The 17,462-nt window shown below is 69.0% G+C and carries 18 protein-coding genes and 1 tRNA gene; 7 read left to right on the plus strand and 12 right to left on the minus strand.

All coding sequences use genetic code 11. The features are described from left to right. Positions 1-2 precede the first annotated feature (2 nt). The 11 genes from ACWPN7_RS19340 to ACWPN7_RS19390 all read right to left on the minus strand — a co-directional run bounded on the left by ACWPN7_RS19340 (position 3) and on the right by ACWPN7_RS19390 (position 11,746). Positions 3-1,994 (minus strand): heme lyase CcmF/NrfE family subunit, encoded by a 1,992-nt coding sequence (locus ACWPN7_RS19340; RefSeq protein ID WP_149650085.1) that lies wholly within the window; start codon positions 1,992-1,994, stop codon positions 3-5. A gap of 55 nt (positions 1,995-2,049) precedes the next feature. Continuing rightward, positions 2,050-2,505 carry a cytochrome c maturation protein CcmE gene (gene ccmE, locus ACWPN7_RS19345; protein ID WP_038525715.1) on the minus strand — a complete coding sequence of 152 codons (456 nt, stop codon included), beginning with the start codon at positions 2,503-2,505 and terminating at the stop codon, positions 2,050-2,052. Further along, positions 2,502-2,720: a heme exporter protein CcmD gene (gene ccmD, locus ACWPN7_RS19350; RefSeq protein WP_038525718.1), complete on the minus strand. Its 219-nt coding sequence runs from the start codon at positions 2,718-2,720 to the stop codon at positions 2,502-2,504. Before ccmD ends, ccmE begins: the two co-directional genes overlap by 4 nt. Before the next feature lie 31 nt (positions 2,721-2,751). Next, entirely contained in the window at positions 2,752-3,471 is a 720-nt protein-coding gene (locus ACWPN7_RS19355; RefSeq protein WP_014238690.1) for a heme ABC transporter permease, read from the minus strand. Between the two features lie 236 nt (positions 3,472-3,707). Beyond that, a complete protein-coding gene (locus ACWPN7_RS19360) occupies positions 3,708-4,793 on the minus strand; it encodes a DMT family transporter (protein WP_200475414.1) in 1,086 nt (361 codons plus the stop codon). Positions 4,794-4,879: 86 nt separating this feature from the next. Then, complete coding sequence (locus tag ACWPN7_RS19365) at positions 4,880-5,569, minus strand: ABC transporter permease (RefSeq protein WP_035669708.1); 690 nt, start codon at positions 5,567-5,569, stop codon at positions 4,880-4,882. Between the two features lie 3 nt (positions 5,570-5,572). Next, entirely contained in the window at positions 5,573-6,277 is a 705-nt protein-coding gene (locus tag ACWPN7_RS19370; protein WP_014238679.1) for an ABC transporter permease, read from the minus strand. Positions 6,278-6,401: 124 nt separating this feature from the next. Continuing rightward, on the minus strand, positions 6,402-7,235 hold the full coding sequence (locus ACWPN7_RS19375) for a transporter substrate-binding domain-containing protein (RefSeq protein WP_349618961.1): 834 nt from the start codon (positions 7,233-7,235) through the stop codon (positions 6,402-6,404). 121 nt (positions 7,236-7,356) lie between these two features. Further along, positions 7,357-8,163 carry an ABC transporter ATP-binding protein gene (locus ACWPN7_RS19380; protein ID WP_014238681.1) on the minus strand — a complete coding sequence of 269 codons (807 nt, stop codon included), beginning with the start codon at positions 8,161-8,163 and terminating at the stop codon, positions 7,357-7,359. 152 nt (positions 8,164-8,315) lie between these two features. Further along, complete coding sequence (locus tag ACWPN7_RS19385; protein ID WP_459196083.1) at positions 8,316-9,995, minus strand: putative transporter; 1,680 nt, start codon at positions 9,993-9,995, stop codon at positions 8,316-8,318. Positions 9,996-10,066: 71 nt separating this feature from the next. Continuing rightward, complete coding sequence (locus ACWPN7_RS19390) at positions 10,067-11,746, minus strand: putative transporter (RefSeq protein WP_459196082.1); 1,680 nt, start codon at positions 11,744-11,746, stop codon at positions 10,067-10,069. A 409-nt stretch (positions 11,747-12,155) separates the two neighbouring features. Here ACWPN7_RS19390 and ccmA point away from each other — a divergent pair, with 409 nt between their 5' ends. The 3 genes from ccmA to ACWPN7_RS19405 all read left to right on the plus strand — a co-directional run bounded on the left by ccmA (position 12,156) and on the right by ACWPN7_RS19405 (position 14,510). Further along, positions 12,156-12,830, plus strand: coding sequence for a heme ABC exporter ATP-binding protein CcmA (gene ccmA, locus ACWPN7_RS19395; protein WP_459196081.1), 675 nt, complete (start codon positions 12,156-12,158; stop codon positions 12,828-12,830). Then, complete coding sequence (ccmB, locus tag ACWPN7_RS19400; protein ID WP_014238686.1) at positions 12,827-13,492, plus strand: heme exporter protein CcmB; 666 nt, start codon at positions 12,827-12,829, stop codon at positions 13,490-13,492. Before ccmA ends, ccmB begins: the two co-directional genes overlap by 4 nt. A gap of 100 nt (positions 13,493-13,592) precedes the next feature. Continuing rightward, on the plus strand, positions 13,593-14,510 hold the full coding sequence (locus ACWPN7_RS19405; RefSeq protein WP_407825847.1) for a restriction endonuclease: 918 nt from the start codon (positions 13,593-13,595) through the stop codon (positions 14,508-14,510). A gap of 126 nt (positions 14,511-14,636) precedes the next feature. On the opposite strand, the gene ACWPN7_RS19410 is transcribed toward ACWPN7_RS19405, so the two are convergent. Next, a tRNA-Ala gene (locus tag ACWPN7_RS19410) sits at positions 14,637-14,712 on the minus strand. Positions 14,713-14,918: 206 nt separating this feature from the next. On the opposite strand from ACWPN7_RS19410, the gene ACWPN7_RS19415 reads away from it, so the two are divergent. Genes ACWPN7_RS19415 through ACWPN7_RS19430 form a run of 4 tightly spaced genes read left to right on the plus strand, consistent with a single transcriptional unit; the run spans position 14,919 to position 17,449 of the window. Further along, positions 14,919-15,203 (plus strand): YggT family protein, encoded by a 285-nt coding sequence (locus tag ACWPN7_RS19415; RefSeq protein ID WP_014238675.1) that lies wholly within the window; start codon positions 14,919-14,921, stop codon positions 15,201-15,203. Continuing rightward, positions 15,203-15,562, plus strand: coding sequence for a DUF167 family protein (locus tag ACWPN7_RS19420; RefSeq protein ID WP_459196080.1), 360 nt, complete (start codon positions 15,203-15,205; stop codon positions 15,560-15,562). The genes ACWPN7_RS19415 and ACWPN7_RS19420 overlap by 1 nt, the downstream gene beginning before the upstream one ends. Further along, complete coding sequence (folD, locus tag ACWPN7_RS19425) at positions 15,555-16,463, plus strand: bifunctional methylenetetrahydrofolate dehydrogenase/methenyltetrahydrofolate cyclohydrolase FolD (RefSeq protein WP_038525739.1); 909 nt, start codon at positions 15,555-15,557, stop codon at positions 16,461-16,463. The genes ACWPN7_RS19420 and folD overlap by 8 nt, the downstream gene beginning before the upstream one ends. Continuing rightward, the gene (locus ACWPN7_RS19430) at positions 16,460-17,449 is read left to right on the plus strand and encodes a magnesium transporter CorA family protein (protein WP_492273416.1); all 990 of its coding nucleotides are present in this window, start codon (positions 16,460-16,462) and stop codon (positions 17,447-17,449) included. Before folD ends, ACWPN7_RS19430 begins: the two co-directional genes overlap by 4 nt. The last annotated feature ends 13 nt before the right edge of the window (positions 17,450-17,462 follow it).

Below are 17,462 nucleotides of genomic sequence, written 5' to 3' on the forward strand. Positions count from 1 at the left end.
CCTTACTCGGCGGGCTGAAGGGTGCCCTTGGCGGCGCGGCGGCGCTCCGGGGCGCCGACGCGGAAGCGGCGGTCGGACAGGCTGACCAGCCCGCCCAGCATCATCCCCAGCGAGCCGATCCAGATCCACGGCACCAGCGGGTGATGGTACAGCCGCACGGTCCAGGCCGTGCCATTCTGCGTCGGGTCGCCCAGCGCCACATAGACGTCGGACAGCCAAGTGGTGTGGATCGCCGCCTCGGTCGTCGTCATGCGGGTGACCGGGTAGCTGCGGCGCTGCGGCGTCAGGGTGGCGATGTGGTTGCCGTCGCGGGTGACGGTGAAGACGCCCTGCTCGGCGCTGTAGTTCGGGCCCTGCACCGTGCCGACGCGGTCGAAATGCACGGCGTAGGCGCCGACCGTGGCGTTGTCGCCCGGCTTCATCGCCTGGATGGTCTCGCTCTGCCACGCCGAAGTGCCGGTCATGCCGGCGATGGCGATGCCCATGGAGGCGTGGGCGATGGTCATGCCCCAGGCGCTGCGCGGCAGGTTGACCGCGCGGTTCCAGCTGTCCTTCACCGGGATGCGGAACAGGCGGATGCGCTCCGCGAACTCGGCGATCGAGCCGAAGAAGGCCCAGGCGGCGAGCGCGACGCCGACCAGCGCCAGCAGCGGGCCGCCGCCGTTGGTGACGTAGGCGGCGATGGCGACGCAGGCCACGGTCGCCACGCCGGCCGTCCACAGCCGGGTCAGGGCGCCCAGCAGGTCGGCGCGCTTCCAGGCCAGGAAGGGGCCGACCACCATGGCGATCACCATCGGGATGGCGACCGGGATGAAGGTGGCGTTGAAGAAGGGCGGGCCGACCGACACCTTGCCGAGGTCGAGCACGTCGAGGAACAGCGGGTAGAGCGTGCCGATGAAGACCGTCGCCGTCGCGGTGGACAGCAGCAGGTTGTTCAGCACCAGCGAGCCCTCGCGGCTGACCGGGGCGAACAGGCCGCCGGTCTTCAGGCTGGGCGCCCGCACGGAGTAGAGCAGCAGCGAGCCGCCGGTGGCGATGGCCAGCAGGACCAGGATGAAGACGCCGCGCGCCGGGTCCACCGCGAAGGCGTGGACCGAGGTCAGGATGCCCGAGCGCACCAGGAAGGTGCCCATCAGCGACAGCGAGAAGGTGATGATCGCCAGCAGGATGGTCCAGGTCTTCAGCGCGTCGCGCTTCTCCACCACGATGGCGGAGTGCAGCAGCGCGGTGCCGGCCAGCCAGGGCATGAAGGAGGCGTTCTCGACCGGGTCCCAGTACCACCAGCCGCCCCAGCCCAGCTCGTAATAGGCCCACCAGGAGCCGAGCGCGATGCCGGCGGTCAGGGTCGACCAGGCGGCCAGCGTCCAGGGACGCACCCAGCGCGCCCAGGCCGGGTCGACGCGCCCTTCGATGAGCGCGGCGACCGCGAAGGAGAAGGCGATGGAGAAGCCGACATAGCCCGCGTAGAGGAAGGGCGGGTGGAAGGCGAGGCCGGGGTCCTGCAGCAGCGGGTTCAGGTCGTTGCCGTCGAGCGGCGCCGGAACCACGCGGATGAAGGGGTTCGACGTGATCAGGATGAACAGCAGGAAGCCGACGCCGATCATGCCCTGGACGGAGATGACGCGGGCCTTCAGCGAGGGCGGCAGGTTGCGCCCGAAGATGCCGACGGCCGCGCCGAACGCCGTCAGCATGACGACCCACAGCATCATCGAGCCTTCGTGGTTCCCCCACACGCCCGACACCTTGTAGAGCATCGGCTTCATCGAGTGGCTGTTCTGGACCACGTTCGACACGCTGAAGTCCGACACCACATGGGCCCAGGTCAGGGCGCCGTAGGCGACCAGCACCAGCAGCAACTGCGCGATGGCGGCGGGGCGGGCGACGCCCATCCAGGCGGCGTTGCCGGTGGCGGCACCCACCAGGGGGACGCCGGACTGCACCAGCGCCACGAACAGCGCCAGCACCAGCGCGTAATGGCCGAGTTCGGGAATCACGGGCCCGATGCTCCCTAAAAGAACGGAATGAAGAGGATGCAGGAAGCCGCCAGCGTCACGAGCTGGGCTTCTGCTCCTTCGAGTTCGCCTTGAAGTGCTCCGCTTCCTTCAGCGCGGCGGCGACTTCCGGCGGCATGTAGTTCTCGTCGTGCTTGGCCAGCACCTCGCGCGCCTGGAAGACGCCGTTGATCATGCGGCCTTCCGTGATGACGCCCTGGCCCTCGCGGAACAGGTCGGGAAGCTGGCCGCGGTAGCTGACCGCGACGGTGTGCACCGTGTCGGTGACGCGGAACTGCGTCGTCACCCCGTCGGGCATCTTGCTGACGCTGCCTTCCTCGACCAGACCGCCCAGGCGGAAGTTGCGGTCGCCGATGTCCTGGGTCTGCAACTGCGTGGGGCTGAAGAAGAAGACGATGTTGTCCTCGAACGCCGTCAGCGTCAGGGCGGTGGCCGCGCCAAGGCCCAGCAGGGCGAGGCCCAGCATGTAGAGGCGCCGTTTCTTGCGGGTCATCCTTCACCAACCTCCGCCGCGGGCGACGCCGCGGCTCCGTTGCGCGCCCGGCGCCGCCGCGGCGGGCGGCTGCCTTCCAGCGCCTTCAGGGTCGTCTCGGCGCTACGAAGCGCCTTCAGCGTGGCGGCCAACAGGCCGACCATCACCAGCGCCGCCAGCGCGTAGGACGACCAGACATACGCGGCGTAGCCGCCCATCGCGAAAAACTCTGCCATCCTTACCTCCGGCCCCGCCTGTTCCCGTGCCTCAGCCCTGCGCCTCGGTCAGGCGCATCGTCTGGATCTTGCGTTGCACGATCTCCGCCCGCAGGCGCAGCAGGACCACCGTGATGAAGTAGGCGGTGAAGCCCAGCGCCATGACCAGCAGCGGGACCAGCATGGACCCGTCGATGGTCGGCCCGCCCATGCGGATGACGCTGGCCGGCTGGTGCAGGGTGTTCCACCAGTCCACCGAGAATTTGATGATCGGCACGTTCACGATGCCGACGAGAAGCAGCACGTTGCCCGCCCGCGTCCCGCGCTGCGGGTCGTCGAAGGCGTTCACCAGCGCCATGTAGCCGAGATAGAGGAAGAACAGGATCAGCACGCTGGTCAGCCGCGCGTCCCACACCCACCACGTCCCCCACATCGGCGCGCCCCACAGCGAGCCGGTGACGAGGCAGATGAAGGTGAAGCCGGCGCCGACCGGGGCGGCGGCCTTGGCGAACAGGTCGGCCAGCGGGTGCTTCCACACCAGCCCGCAGGCCGCGGCGATGGCCATGTTGACGTAGACGAACAGGCTCATCCAGGCGGCGGGCACATGGATGTACATGATCCGAACGGTGTCGCCCTGCTGATAGTCGCGGGGCGAGCCGATCAGCGCGACGTAGAGCCCGACGATCAGCAGGATCACGGTCGCCCCCGCCGTCCAGGGCAGGATCGCCGCCGACAGGCGCTGGAAGCGGGCAGGATTTGCAAATCGATGCATAGGACCTATGGGCCTCTGGTCGTGCTGCGGACGATATAAGCTCAGTGATGCCCCAGCGCGAGGGGTTTCGCCTTGATCTTGGTCAGGAAACATGGCCGCACACCGTGGTGTTTTCAGGACGGTGCGGCGGCCTGTCGCACTGACGGTACGACGGGTTGACGCGGCCTTTCCATGCTACGTTGGTGTGGGACGGGTGAAAAAGTCCGGCCGGCCCGGGTGAGGGAGCGAAACCGGGCTCAGTGCCGGTGCGCGTGGTGGGCGTCCGGAAAGTGGGCGTGCCGGTGCCGCAGGCGCCCGTGGCGGTGCCGGTGGCTGTGCGGTTCGATCACCGGGCCATCTTGCGGGCCGTCATGATGGTGCCGGTGATGCGCGTCATGGACGTGCGGATGGTCATGTTCCATCTCGTCATGATCGTGCTCATGATCGTGGTCCTCCGTCAGGTGCAGCCAGACGCCAACCCCCATCAGGACTGCCGCCGCCGCCAGCCCGAGCGTCACGGGTTCCCCGAAGATCGCCAGGGAGGCGATGCCGCCGACGAAGGGGGCCGTCGAGAAATAGGCCCCGGTGCGGGCGGCGCCGATGTGGCGCAGGGCGACCACGAACAGCACGAGGCTGACGCCGTAGCCGAGCAGCCCGACCAGCATCGCCCCCGCCGCGGTTGTCGCCGCGGTCGGCGCGGCGGGCAGGGCGTCGCCGAGTGCCAGGGCGATCCCGACGTTGACGGTGCCGGCCACCAGCCCCTTGATCGTGGCGATGTCCGCCGGGTTCGCCAGGGACACTTTGCGGGTCAGGTTGTTGTCCACCGCCCACATCAGGCAGGCGGCGGCGACCGCGGCCGGTCCCCAACCGCCGTTTCCCCAGCCGGCGGCGAGACTCACCGGTTCGCCCCAGGACAGCACGACCGCTCCCGCCACGATGGCGACCATTCCGGCGACGAGCCGCCGGTCGACGCCCTCGCGGAAGACGAACCACGCCAGCAGGGCGGTGAACACCCCTTCGAGATTGAGCAGCAGCGAGGCGGTGGATGCCGGCGTCGCCGTCAGGCCGGCCATCAGCAACACCGGACCGGCGACACCACCGGCCGCTACGGCGGCCAGCAGCCACAGCCATTCGGCACCGCGGAGGCCGCGTTCGCTGCGTTTTCGCGACCCTGTCACCCCGCGGACCAGCCGGACCAGCCCCAGCCCGATGCCGGAGCCGAGATACAGCAGGCCCGCCAGCATCCAGGGGGACAGGTCGTGCACCAGCAGCTTCGCCAGCGGCGTGCTGAGGCCGAAAAGGACCGCGGCCAGGATGGCGGTCGTCGCGCCGGTTCGGGGCATGAGCGCCTCGCACGCCTGTTGAGTGAGGGAAGAACTCTTGCCCCCACCCTAACCCTCCCCCGCTCTCGCAGGGGAGGGGATGAAGGCTACCCCCGCGCCCGCAGGTAGGGGGTCATGCGCCACTCCGCGTAGCGGATCAGGCGCGAGGCGATGAAGTTCAGCAGCAGATAGATGCTGCCGGCCACGATGAACACCTCGAACACCGCGAAGCTCTGCGCGATGATCTTGCGGGCGATGCCGGTGATCTCCAGCAGCGTGATGGTGCTGGCGAGCGAGCTGGCCTTGACCATCAGGATCACCTCGTTGCCGTAGGCCGGCAGCATCTGGCGGATCGCCACCGGCATCACGATCCTGCGGAACAGCAGCGTGCGCGACATGCCGCAGGCCCGCGCCGCCTCGATCTGCCCCTGCGGCACCGACAGGATGGCGCCGCGCAGGATCTCGCTGGTGTAGGCGCCGGTGTTCAGAGTCAGCGCCAGGATCGCACACCAGAAGGGCTCGCGCAGGTAGATCCACAGGAAGCTGCTGCGCACCAGCTCGAACTGGCCCATGCCGTAATAGATCAGGAAGATCTGCACGAGCAGCGGCGTGCCGCGGAACACGAAGACGTAGGCGGCCATCAGCCGCTCGGTGACGCGGTTGCCGTACAGCCGCAGCAGCGCCACCGCGAAGGCCACGCCCGCGCCGAACAGCAGCGCCAGCCCGACCAGCTGCAGGGTCACCGGAACGCCGCGCAGGAGGGTGGGCACGCTGTCCCACATCAATTCCCAGTTCATGGGTCAGGCCCTCCGCACGCCGCGATTGGCGTAGCGCTCCGCCCGCTCGAACGCCACCGTGGAGACGGTGGTGAGCAGGAGGTAGAGCACCGCCGCGGTGGTGTAGAACAGGAACGGCTGGCGGGTCGACCCCGCCGCCACATGCGACACGCGCATGATCTCGGCCAGCGCCGTCACGGAGATCAGCGCCGTGTCCTTCAGGGTGAGCTGCCAGACGTTGCCCAGCCCCGGCAGGGCGTAGCGCAGGGTCTGCGGCACCAGGATGCGGCGCAGGATCAGCCAGCGCGACATGCCGCAGGCGCGCGCCGCCTCGATCTGGCCGTGGGGGACCGCCTGGACCGCGCCACGGATCACCTCCGTCGAATAGGCGCCGGAGATCAGCCCGACCGCCAGCACGCCGATGGAGAAGGCGTTCAGCTCGATGTAGCCCTCGTAGCCGAAAACCCGGCCGACGGCCATGACCGCGCCGCTGCCGCCGAAGAACAGCAGGTAGATGACCAGCAGTTCGGGGACGCCGCGGACGACGGTGGTGTAGACCTCCGCGACGCCGGTGAGGGCGAGGTTGCGGCTGAGCTTCGCCGACGCGCCGAGCGAGCCGAAGACGAGGCCGAGGACGAAGGCCGACACCGACACGGCGACCGTCATCGCGGCCCCGCCGAGAAGCTGGCCGCCCCACCCGTTCGGGCCGAAGGAGAGAAGTTCGAACATGCGCTCCGAAATGGGCTCCGAAAGGGCTCCGAACCGGGGTCCCCTCCCCCCGCAACGGGGGAGAGGGGCATCCCTTCACATGATGGCCGGTTTTACTTGATCGACCGGTTACTTGATCGACCAGTTACTTGATCGAGATGTCGTAGCCGAAGTGCTGGGTGCTCAGCTTCGTGATGGTGCCGTCCTGGTTGGCCTCGGCGATGGCCTTGTTGAACAGCTCCTTCAGGTCGCCGTCGGCCTTGCGCAGGCCGACGCCCACGCCCTTGCCCAGCACGCCGCGCGCGAAGGCCGGGCCGAACAGGGTCATGTTGCCGGCGTCCGTCTTGAGGATGGCGTCCACCGCCGAACGGTCGCCGAAGATGGCGTCGACGCGGCCGGCGGCCATGTCGATGCCGGCGTTGTCCAGCTTGTCGTAGGTGCGGACCGCCACCTGCGGCAGAAGCTTCTCCATGAAGTTCGCCTGGATGGTCGAGGTCTGCACGCCGACCGTCTTGCCCTTCAGCGCGTCGGCCAGGGCGGCGATGGCGGCCTTCGGGTCGTCCTTGGACAGGTCGTAGCGCTCGCCGGGGAAGGTCGCCTTGGCGAGCGGCGAATTTTTCATGGTCCCGAACATCGACGGCTCGGTGCCGTAGGGGCCGGCGAAGGCGATGACCTTCTCACGCTCGTCGGTGATCGACATCGCCGCCATGATGGCGTCGTACTTGCCCTGCTGGATGGCCGGGATCATGCCGTCCCAATCCTGGGCGACGATCTCGCACTCGGCCTTGATCCGCTTGCACAGTTCCAGGGCGAGGTCCGGCTCGAAGCCGACCAGCTTGCCCGACGGGTCCGTCGCGTTCCAGGGGGCGTAGGCGCCCTCGGTGGCGATGCGGATCTTCTTCCAGTCCTTGGCTTCGGCGGCGGTGCCGGCAACCGCCACGATGGCGCCGAGCGCCAGGGCCGCAACGATCTTCTTCACGGGAAAACCTCCTCTGTTCTGATGCCCTTATGGATGGCTCTTATGCTCGGGCAGGCTCTGAGGTTTACGGTTTTACAGCGCCAGTCAAGGGAATTGAGCGGGTCGTCCTCGCGCGACCGAATCAGCCGCCGCCGGACAGGTGGCGCGACAGGAACTGTCGCACGCGGTCCGATTCCGGATTGACCAGAACCCGGTCGGGCGGCCCCCGTTCCTCGATCCGGCCCTGGTGGAGGAACACCACCTCCGACGCGACCTCGCGGGCGAAGCCCATCTCGTGCGTCACCAGAATCATGGTGTTGCCCTCCTCGGCGAGCTGGCGGATGACCAGCAGCACCTCGCCCACCAGCTCGGGGTCGAGCGCGGAGGTCGGCTCGTCGAACAGCATCACCTTGGGCTGCATGGCCAGCGCGCGGGCGATGGCGGCGCGCTGCTGCTGCCCGCCGGAGAGCTGCACCGGGTAGGACTCGGCCTTGGCCAGGATGCCCACCTTGTCCAGCAGCTTGCGGGCGCGGTCCACCGCCTCCGCCTTCGGGACGCCCAGCACATGGACCGGCGCCTCGATGACGTTCTCCAGGATGGTCATGTGGGTCCAGAGGTTGAAGCTCTGGAACACCATGCCGAGCCGGGTGCGGATGCGGTCCACCTGCCGGGAATCGGCGGGGACGGTCTGGCCGCCGCGCGCCTTCTTCAGGCCGATGGCCTCGCCGCCGATGACGATCCGCCCCTCGTCCGGCACCTCCAGCATGTTGATGCAGCGCAGAAGCGTGCTCTTGCCGGAGCCGGAGGAGCCGATCAGCGTGATGACGTCGCCTTCGCGCGCGGTCAGGGAGACGCCCTTCAGCACCTCCAGCGGACCGAAGCGCTTGTGGACATTCTCGACGAGGACGGCTTCGGGGGCGTTGGGATTCGTGGGCGGGTGTCGGTGCATGCGGGGCTTGTCGGCGGGGAACGGGGGCGGGGAGCGGTCTGGACCGCCCAACCCTGGACGGTGCCGCTAGGCTAGACCGCCGGACAAACTCCCGCAACGCGGATTTTGCGGGCTCCGGGGCAACCGCACGACGGGGGAAGCCGGCGGGTTTTTCACCACAGCATCAGCACCAGAAGCTGCGGCGCCAGGATGCGCAGGCACATGGCCAGCGGGTAGACGGTGGCGTAGGCCAGCGCCGGCGCCTCGGACGCGACCACCGCGTTGGCGTAGGCGAGGCCCGGCGGGTTGGTCTGTGCCCCGGCCAGCACGCCGCAGATGCTGAGGAAGTTCAGCTTCATCATTCCGCGCGCCAGCAGCCCGGTCAGCAGCAGCGGCACGATGGTCACCAGCACGCCCCAGGCCATCCAGGGCAGTCCGGCGCCGCTCGCCATCGTCTCGACGAAGCGGTCGCCCGAGGCGATGCCCAGCACGGCGAGGAACAGGACGATGCCGATCTCGCGCAGGGCGAGGTTGGCGGCGGGCGGCATGAACCAGACCAGCGGCCCGATGTGGCCGATGCGCGCCAGCACGATGGCGACGATCAGCGGCCCGCCGGCCATGCCCAGCCGCAGCGGCGCCGGCATGCCCGGCAGGAACAGCGGGATGGCGCCGAGCAGCGCGCCCAGCGTGATGCCGACGAAGACCGGGATCATCTCCACCGTCTGCAGCCGCCGTTCGGAGTTGCCGATGATGCAGGCGGCCGCCTTGAGGTCGTCGGGCTTGCCGATCACCGTCAGGATGTCGCCGAACTGCAGCTTCAGCGCGGCGTTGGGCACCAGCTCCACGCCGGCGCGGTTGACCCGGCTGACCACCACGTCGCACGCCCCCTTGAGGTTCAGCGCGGCGATGGACTTGCCCAGCACCGGGTTGGCGGTGACGACGATGCGTTCCCACCGCAGGTCGCTGCCCTTGGTGGTCAGCCGGACGTCGGCCTCGCGTCCCATCAGCAGGCGGACCTGCTCCAGCTTCGGGCGCGGGCCGACCATATGCAGCACGTCGCCCTCCTCCAGCCGCGTGTCCTCGCCGGGCACGCGGAGGTGGCCGCCGCGCAGCAGCCGCGACGCGCAGACCCCCAGGCTCGGCAGCAGGGTCAGGTCGCCCAGCCGCACCCCGCGCAGGGCCGGGTTGGTGACGGCGATGTCCATGGTGTCGAGCGCCGCGACCTCGGCGCGCCGGGCGGCCTCGAAGGCCCTGGCCTCCTCCTGCGGGTCGATGCGGAAGACGATCCGCACCGCCGCCATGGCCAGCAGGTTGCCGGCGATGCCGAAGGGGTAGGTGACGGCGAAGGCCAGGCCGGGCAGGGCCATCACCGCGGCGTCGGCCCCGACCTCCTTCAGCACCTGCTGCGAGGCGGCCAGCGCCGGGGCGTTGGTCACCCCGCCCGCGAAGACGCCGAGGCCGGAGCCCAGCGGCACGAGGTCGAACAGCACCAGGATCGCGGTCAGCAGGATGCTCGACCCGACCATCAGCAGCGCCAGCCCGTTCAGCGCCAGCCCGGACTTCTTCAGCGCCGCGAAGAAGCCGGGGCCGACCTGGATGCCGATGGTGTAGACGAACAGGATCAGGCCGAAGTCGCGGATGAACTCCATCATCTCGGCGTTCAGCGTCACCCCGGCCTGCTTGGCGAAATGGCCGACCGCGATGCCCGCGAACAGCACGCCGCCGATGCCCAGCCCCACGCCGCGCAGCCGTATGTGGCCGAGCGCCAGCCCGAGGGCCGAGGTGATGCCCAGCATGAACACCACGCGCGCGATCGGCGGCATGGCCAGGAAGAGGTCGATGAGCGCGTGCATGGCCGCGTCTCCTCACGCGAGGACAGACCGCCCGCCGATCCCGTGGGAAGCGTCCCCGCCGGGCCGCTTCCTTACCAGAGGAACAGGACGATCAACTGCGGCGCAAGGATACGCAGAAACATAACCATAGGGTAAACAGTGGCATAGGCGAGGGCGGGAGCCTCCGATGCGCTCATTGCGTTTGCAAATGCGAGCGCGGGCGGGTCCGTCATGCTGCCGGACAGCAGCCCGCAGATCGTCAGGTAGTTCTGCCCGGCGAAGGCCCGCGCGATGACGCCGACGACGAGCAGCGGGATCAGCGTCACCAGCACGCCGCAGCCGATCCACAGCAGCCCGTCGCCGTGCACCAGCGTCTCGACGAAGCGGTCGCCGGACATCAGCCCGACCACCGCCAGGAACAGGACGATGCCGATCTCGCGCAGCGCCATGTTGGCGGCGGGCGGCATGAACCAGACCAGCGGCCCGATGTGGCCGATGCGCGCCAGCAGGATCGCCGCCACCAGCGGCCCGCCGGCCAGACCCAGCTTCAGCGGCGCCGGCATCCCCGGAATGTAGAAGGGGATGGAGCCGAGCAGCACGCCCAGCAGGATGCCGATGAAGACCGGCACGAACTCCACCTGCTGGAGCCGCCGCGCCGAGTTGCCCATCAGCGCCGCCACCCGCTGGAGGTCCGACGGCTTGCCGATGGCGGTCAGGATGTCGCCGAACTGGAGGTGCAGGGCGGGGCTCGGCACCAACTCCACGCCCGCCCGGTTGACCCGGCTGACCACCACGTCGTAGGCGTCGGCGAGGTCGAGCTGGCCGATGGCCTTGCCCAGCACATGCTCGTTGGTGACGACCAGCCGGTCCCAGCGCATGTCGGTGCCCTTGGTGGTCAGGGTAACCTCCGCCGCCTCGCCGAGCAGCCGCTTCGTCGCCTCCAGCTTGACCCGCGGCCCGACCAGATGCACGACGTCGCCGGCGCGCAGGCAGGTGTCCGGGTGCGGCACCTGGAGCCGCCCCTCGCGCAGCAGGCGGGAGATCATCACCCCCTGATCGCCGAACAGCTCCATCTCGCGCAGCGGCAGCCCCATGGCCGACCGGTTGCGCACGGCGACGTCCAGCGTCTCCAGGGTTTCCACCTGGGCGCGGCGCTTGCGTTCGAAGGCTTCGGCCTCCGCCGCCGGGTCGATGCGGAAGACGACGCGGATCAGCCCCATGGTGATGAGGATGCCGACGATGCCGAAGGGATAGGCGACGGCGTAGCCGAGGCTGGGCGTGTTGATCTCCGCCGCCGAGGCCCCGACCTCGCGCAGCATCTCCTGCGCCGCACCCAGCGACGGCGTGTTGGTGACGGCGCCGGAGAAGATGCCCAGCACCGCCGGCAGCGGCACCCCACCGATCTCGTGGATCGCCACCGCCACCAGCACCCCCAGCCCGACCAGCGAGGCGGCCAGCAGGTTCAGCGTCAGGCCGGACTTCTTCAGGGCGGCGAAGAAGCCGGGGCCGACCTGCACGCCGATGGTGTAGACGAACAGGATCAGCCCGAACTCCCGCATGAAATGCAGGACGTGATGGTCGAAGGTCAGGCCCAGCGCCTTGGCGACGTGCCCCGCGGCGATGCCGGCGAACAGCACCCCGCCGATGCCCAGCCCCACGCCGCGCAGCTTGATCTGCCCCAGCGCCAGCCCCGACGCCGCCACCACGCTGAGCATCAGCATGATGCGGGCGATGTCGGGAAGGCCGTTGAACAGGTCGATCAGCAAGGTCATGGCAGACACCCGGTCCGGTTGAGCATTGAGGGGGCGAAGGCGCCTATGAATGCCCGCTCCGCTTCGCCCGGGCAATGCCCTGGACTGGAAAGGGACATTCATCGGATCAAAATTTCGCCACTTTCTGGCCCTAAACCGGACGGAGCCTTACGGCATGAAGTGGCTGGCCGGACCCGTGAACCCCTGCGGCCCGGCCCCTAAGCGACGATCAGGGCTCCGGTTTTCCGGCGCCCCCAGCCAGGCCCCGGCTGGATCGGCGGCCATCGCAAGAACCCCCTTGCGATGGCCGTTTCTTTTTGGGCCGTTTCCGTTTGGCCCGACCTTTTGTGAGGCCGTTTCTTTTTGGCACCCGGACGGGCTGTGCTATAGCTCCCCCCGCTTCGTCCACCGCAAGAGCCCGCCCGTCGCCATGCCCGTTTTCGCCGGTTCCGCGCTGACCTGCCTCCGTGGCGACCGGCTGGTCTTCACCGGGCTGGACTTCCGGATCGCGCCGGGGGAGGCGCTGTTCCTGCTCGGCCCCAACGGCAGCGGCAAGTCCAGCCTGCTGCGCGTCATGGCCGGGCTGCTGAAGCCGATCCGCGGCCAGTTGTCCTGGGATGGCGTGCCGGTGACCGACGATCCCGACGCCCACCGCGGCCGCATCCACTACGTCGGCCATCTCGACGCGGTGAAGCCGGTGCTGAGCGCGGTGGAGAACCTGTCCTTCTGGGCCACGCTGGGCGGCGCCGCCGATCCGCGGGGCAACGCGCTGAAGGCGCTGGAGCGGCTGGGTGTGCCGCACATCGCCAACGTGCCGGGGCGCTACCTGTCGGCGGGGCAGAAGCGGCGCCTGAACCTCGCCCGCATCATCGCCGCCCCCGCCGCCCTGTGGCTGCTCGACGAGCCGACCGTGGCGCTCGACCGCGCGGCCATCGCCCTGTTCGAGGAGATCATCGCGGAGCACCGGGCCGGCGGCGGCATGGTCGCCGTCTCCACCCATGTGGACATCGCCATGCCCGGCGCCGGCGAGCTGCACCTCGACGAGTTCACCCCCGTCCCTCATGGCGAGGACGACGACGTTTTGGAAGAGGAGGACGCGGCGTGACCCGCTTCCTGCGCCTGATCGGGCGCGACCTGCGGCTGGCGCTGCGCCAGGGGTCGGACGCCAGCATCGCCGTGATGTTCTTCGTTCTGTGCGTGGTCCTGTTCCCCTTCGGCGTCGGGCCGGAGCCGAACATCCTCGCCCGCATCGCCGCCGGGGTGATCTGGGTGGCGGCCCTGCTCGCCTCGCTGCTGTCGCTGGAGCGGCTGTTCCAGAACGATTACGAGGACGGCTCGCTGGAGCTGCTGTCGCTGTCCACCCTGCCGATGGAGGCGGTGGTGCTGGCCAAGACGCTGGCTCACTGGCTGGTGACCGGCCTGCCGCTGATCGCCGCCGCCCCGCTGCTGGCGTTGCTGCTGAACATGGACGCGGAAGGGTTCGGGGTGCTGGTGCTGACCCTGCTGGTCGGGACGCCGATCCTCAGTTTGATCGGCAGCATCGGCGCCGCGCTGACTCTGGGCGCCCGGCGCGGCGGCGTGCTGCTGTCGCTGCTGATCCTGCCGCTCTACATCCCCGTGCTGATCTTCGGCGCCGGGGCCATCGACGCCGCGCTGAACGGCCTGACTCCGCGCCCGCATCTGCTGCTGCTGGGCGGCCTTCTGGCCGGCGCCCTGCCGCTGGCCCCCTGGGCGAGCGCCGCCGCCCTGCGTCAGGCGGTGGAGTAGAAACGGGATGCCGTCGCTATCCGGAACGCCGTTGCCTGTGCCACCCGGTCTGATAGAGTGCCGCCGACTTGCACACTTTTGAAGAGACGTTGGGCTTGCAATGGGTGTTCCCGATTTTCAGACCCTGATGCTCCCCGTGCTGAAGACCGCCGCCGGGGGTGGCGAGGTCCGCATCCGCGATGTGGTGGACATTCTTGCGGATGAGTTCGCCCTGACCGACGAGGAGCGGGCTCATCTCGTGCCGTCGAAGCAACAGACGACCTTCGGCAACCGCGTGAGTTGGGCGAAGAGCTATCTCAGCAAAGCCGGGTTGGTCGAACCGACCCGACGGGCACATTTTCGTATCACCGAGACCGGCCGGCAGGTGCTGAACTCGCCCCCCGACCGGATCACCGTTCGGTTCTTGGAGCAATTCCCGAGCTTCAAAAGTTTCCGCGACGGCGAGGCTGGGACAGCCGAGGCGGCCGAGGTCGTGCTTTCGGTTGCCGAGAGTCCCCTGACTCCCGATGAGGTGATGCGGCAGGCCCATTTGCGGATCGAGGCGTCGTTGGCGGAGGAGATCCTCCTGCGGGTGAGGTCCGGGACGCCGGCCTTTTTTGAGAAGACCGTCGTTCGCCTGCTGATCACCATGGGTTACGGCGGGTCGGTGACGGAACTCGACAAGGCTCTGGTCGGCAAGTCCGGCGACGATGGAGTGGACGGTATCATCGACCAGGACCCGCTTGGGCTGGATCGCGTCTATGTCCAGGCCAAGCGGTACGCCGACGGGAACACCGTCGGAGCCGGGGCGATCCGTGATTTCTTCGGCAGCCTGAACCTGTTCAAGGCGACCAAGGGGCTGTTCGTCACCACCTCCGCCTTCACCGCCTCAGCCAGGGAAACGGCCGACCGGCTCGGCACCCGCATCGTGCTGATCGACGGCATTCAACTGGCCAAGCTGATGATCCGGCACGAGGTCGGCTGCCGGATCGAAGAGACCCTGCACATCAAGCGTGTGGACGAGGACTTCTTCGAGTAGAAGCGGTCTTATGCCGGGGATGGACGCGATTTGGCCGACGCCGTGTGCGACAGGGCGGTGTCACACCGCGGGGAATTCCGCCGCTGCCGGGCGAATTCCTGTGTCGCATCACTGTCTTGGGGGGATTGGTGGAGCCGAGGAGGATCGAACTCCCGACCTACGCATTGCGAACGCGTCGCTCTCCCAGCTGAGCTACGGCCCCACACACCGTCACCGGCGTGCGGCGGATAATGGTGATGCGGAGGAAGCCTGTCAAGCCCCCTGAACGCGCCCGGTCGCGGGCATCGGCGGTGGCGCCAAGGGGATGGCCAAGGGCATGATAGCGGCCCGCCGCGCGGCACTGGACAGCACTCGCCGCTTGTGCTTAGGGTGCCCCGCAAAATCGGACAATAAAGGGACGGGCCGGGCATGATTGCGCTCTACCTGCTGATCGACACCGTTCTCAGCCTCTATGTGTGGCTGCTCATCGCTTCGGCGGTGCTGAGCTGGCTGGTGGCCTTCAACGTCGTCAACACCCGCAACCGCGCGGTCTATGTCATCGGCGACTTCCTCTACCGCATCACGGAACCGGTGCTGCGCCCGATCCGCCGCGTCCTGCCGAACATGGGTGGCCTGGACCTGTCGCCGATCGCGCTGATCCTGCTGATCTTCTTCATCCGCAACCTGATGGCGGAATACTGGCCGCGCTTCTGATGCCGGGACCTTTGGAAGCCGCTCCCTTCGAAGCCGTGGCGGACGGCGTCCGGCTGGCGCTGCGGGTGACGCCCAAGGCGTCGCGCAACGCCATCGCCGGGCTGGCCGCGACGGCGTCCGGAGGAACGGCCCTGAAGGTGACCGTCACCGCCGTGCCGGAGAACGGCAAGGCGAACGAGGCGGTGGTGAAGCTGCTGACCAAGGCGTGGAAACTGCCCAAGACCAGCCTGACTGTGGTGGCCGGCGCCACCGACCGGAACAAGATTGTCCATATGGCCGGCGACCCGGCCGACCTGATGCGCCGGCTGACGGCGCTGGTGGAAACAGCAAAGCCTGATACGGGGAAGAGCGATGGCTGAGGCGAGGATCATCGACGGCAAGGCGTTCGCCGCGGGGCTGCGCGCCCGCGTGGCGGAGGGTGTGGCCGCGCTCAAGGCCAGCCACGGCGTCACCCCCGGCCTCGCCGTCGTGCTGGTGGGCGAGGACCCGGCGAGCCAGGTCTATGTCCGGTCCAAGGAAAAGGCCCTGGCCGACCTCGGCATGAACAGCTTCGACCACCACATGCCGGCCGATCTCGGCGAGGCGGAGCTGCTGGCCCTGATCGACCGGCTGAACGCCGACCCGGCGGTGCACGGCATCCTGGTCCAGCTTCCCCTGCCCAGGCACATCGACACGGCCCGCGTGCTGGCCCGCATCGTCCCGGAAAAGGACGCGGACGGCTTCCACGTCGTCAACGCCGGCCTGCTGGCGACCGGCGGCGCAGGCGCCATCGTGCCCTGCACGCCGCTGGGCAGCCTGCTGCTGCTCCGCGACACGCTGGGCAACGACCTGAAGGGCAAGCGGGCGCTGGTGCTGGGCCGCTCCAACATCGTCGGCAAGCCGATGGCGCAGCTTCTGCTCCAGCAGGACTGCACGGTCACCGTCGCCCATTCCCGCACCCAGGACCTGCCCGGCGAATGCCGCCGCGCCGACATCCTGGTCGCCGCGGTGGGCCGTCCGGAGATGGTGCGCGGCGACTGGATCAAGCCGGGCGCCGTGGTCATCGACGTCGGCATCAACCGCATCCCGCACCCGACCGAGCCGGGCAAGACCAAGCTGGTCGGCGACGTCGCCTACGACGAGGCGGTCAAGGTCGCCGGCGCCATCACCCCGGTGCCGGGCGGCGTCGGGCCGATGACCATCGCCTGCCTGATGCTGAACACGCTGGCCGCCGCCTGCCGGGCCGCCGGCGCCCCGGTCCCCGCCGAGGCCCTTGCATGATCACGGTCCACGCCCGGGTGGGCGGCCGCGTGGTCGAGCAGCCGCTCGCCCTCGGCGAGCCGCTGCCGCCCAACACGGTGTGGATCGATCTTCTCCGTCCCGACGAGGCGGAGCGCGCGCATGTCGGCGCCGTCACCGGCTGCGACCTGCCGACGCGCGAGGAAATGAAGGAAATCGAGGCGTCGAGCCAGCTCTACACCGAGGGGGAGGCCGTCTACCTCACCTCCTCGGTGATCGCGCGGGCCGATTCGCCGATGCCGGAGCAGGGCGAGGTCACCTTCGTCCTGACCCCCCGGCATATGATCACGGTGCGCTTCACCGAGCCGCGCTCCGTCGCCACCTTCGCCGCGCGGACCAGCCGCCAGCCGGAGCTTCTGGCCAGCGCGGAGGACGCGCTGCTGGGAATCCTGGACGCGGTGATCGACCGGGTGGCCGACGTGCTGGAGCTGATCGGCGCCCGCATCGACGGGCTGTCCACGCGCATCTTCACCAACTCGCTGAACAGCAAGGGGGTCGGAAGCTCCAAGAAGCCGGACGAGCTGCAGGACGTGCTGCGCGGCATCGGGCGGGCCGGCGACCTGACGCACAAGGTGCGCGACAGCCTCGCCGGGCTGGACCGGCTGGTCGCCTTCCTCTCCTCCGTCGCCGCCGGGCGGCTGACCAAGGAGCAGAAGGCCGCGCTGAAGACCCTGACGCGCGACCTGCGCTCCCTGAACGAGCACGCCGGCTTCCTGGCGCACGAGGCGAACTTCCTGCTCGACGCCACGCTCGGCCTGATCAACATCGAGCAGAACGCGATCATCAAGATCTTCTCGGTCGTCTCCGTGGCGCTGATGCCGCCGACCCTGATCGCGTCGGCCTACGGCATGAACTTCCACCACATGCCCGAGCTGGACTGGGACTTCGGCTATCCCATGGCCATCGTGATGATGGTGCTGTCCGCCGTCGTGCCGCTCTGGTACTTCCGCCGCCGCGGGTGGCTTTAACACGAAGAAGGGA

This window comes from Azospirillum sp. UENF 312511 (assembly GCF_058780635.1).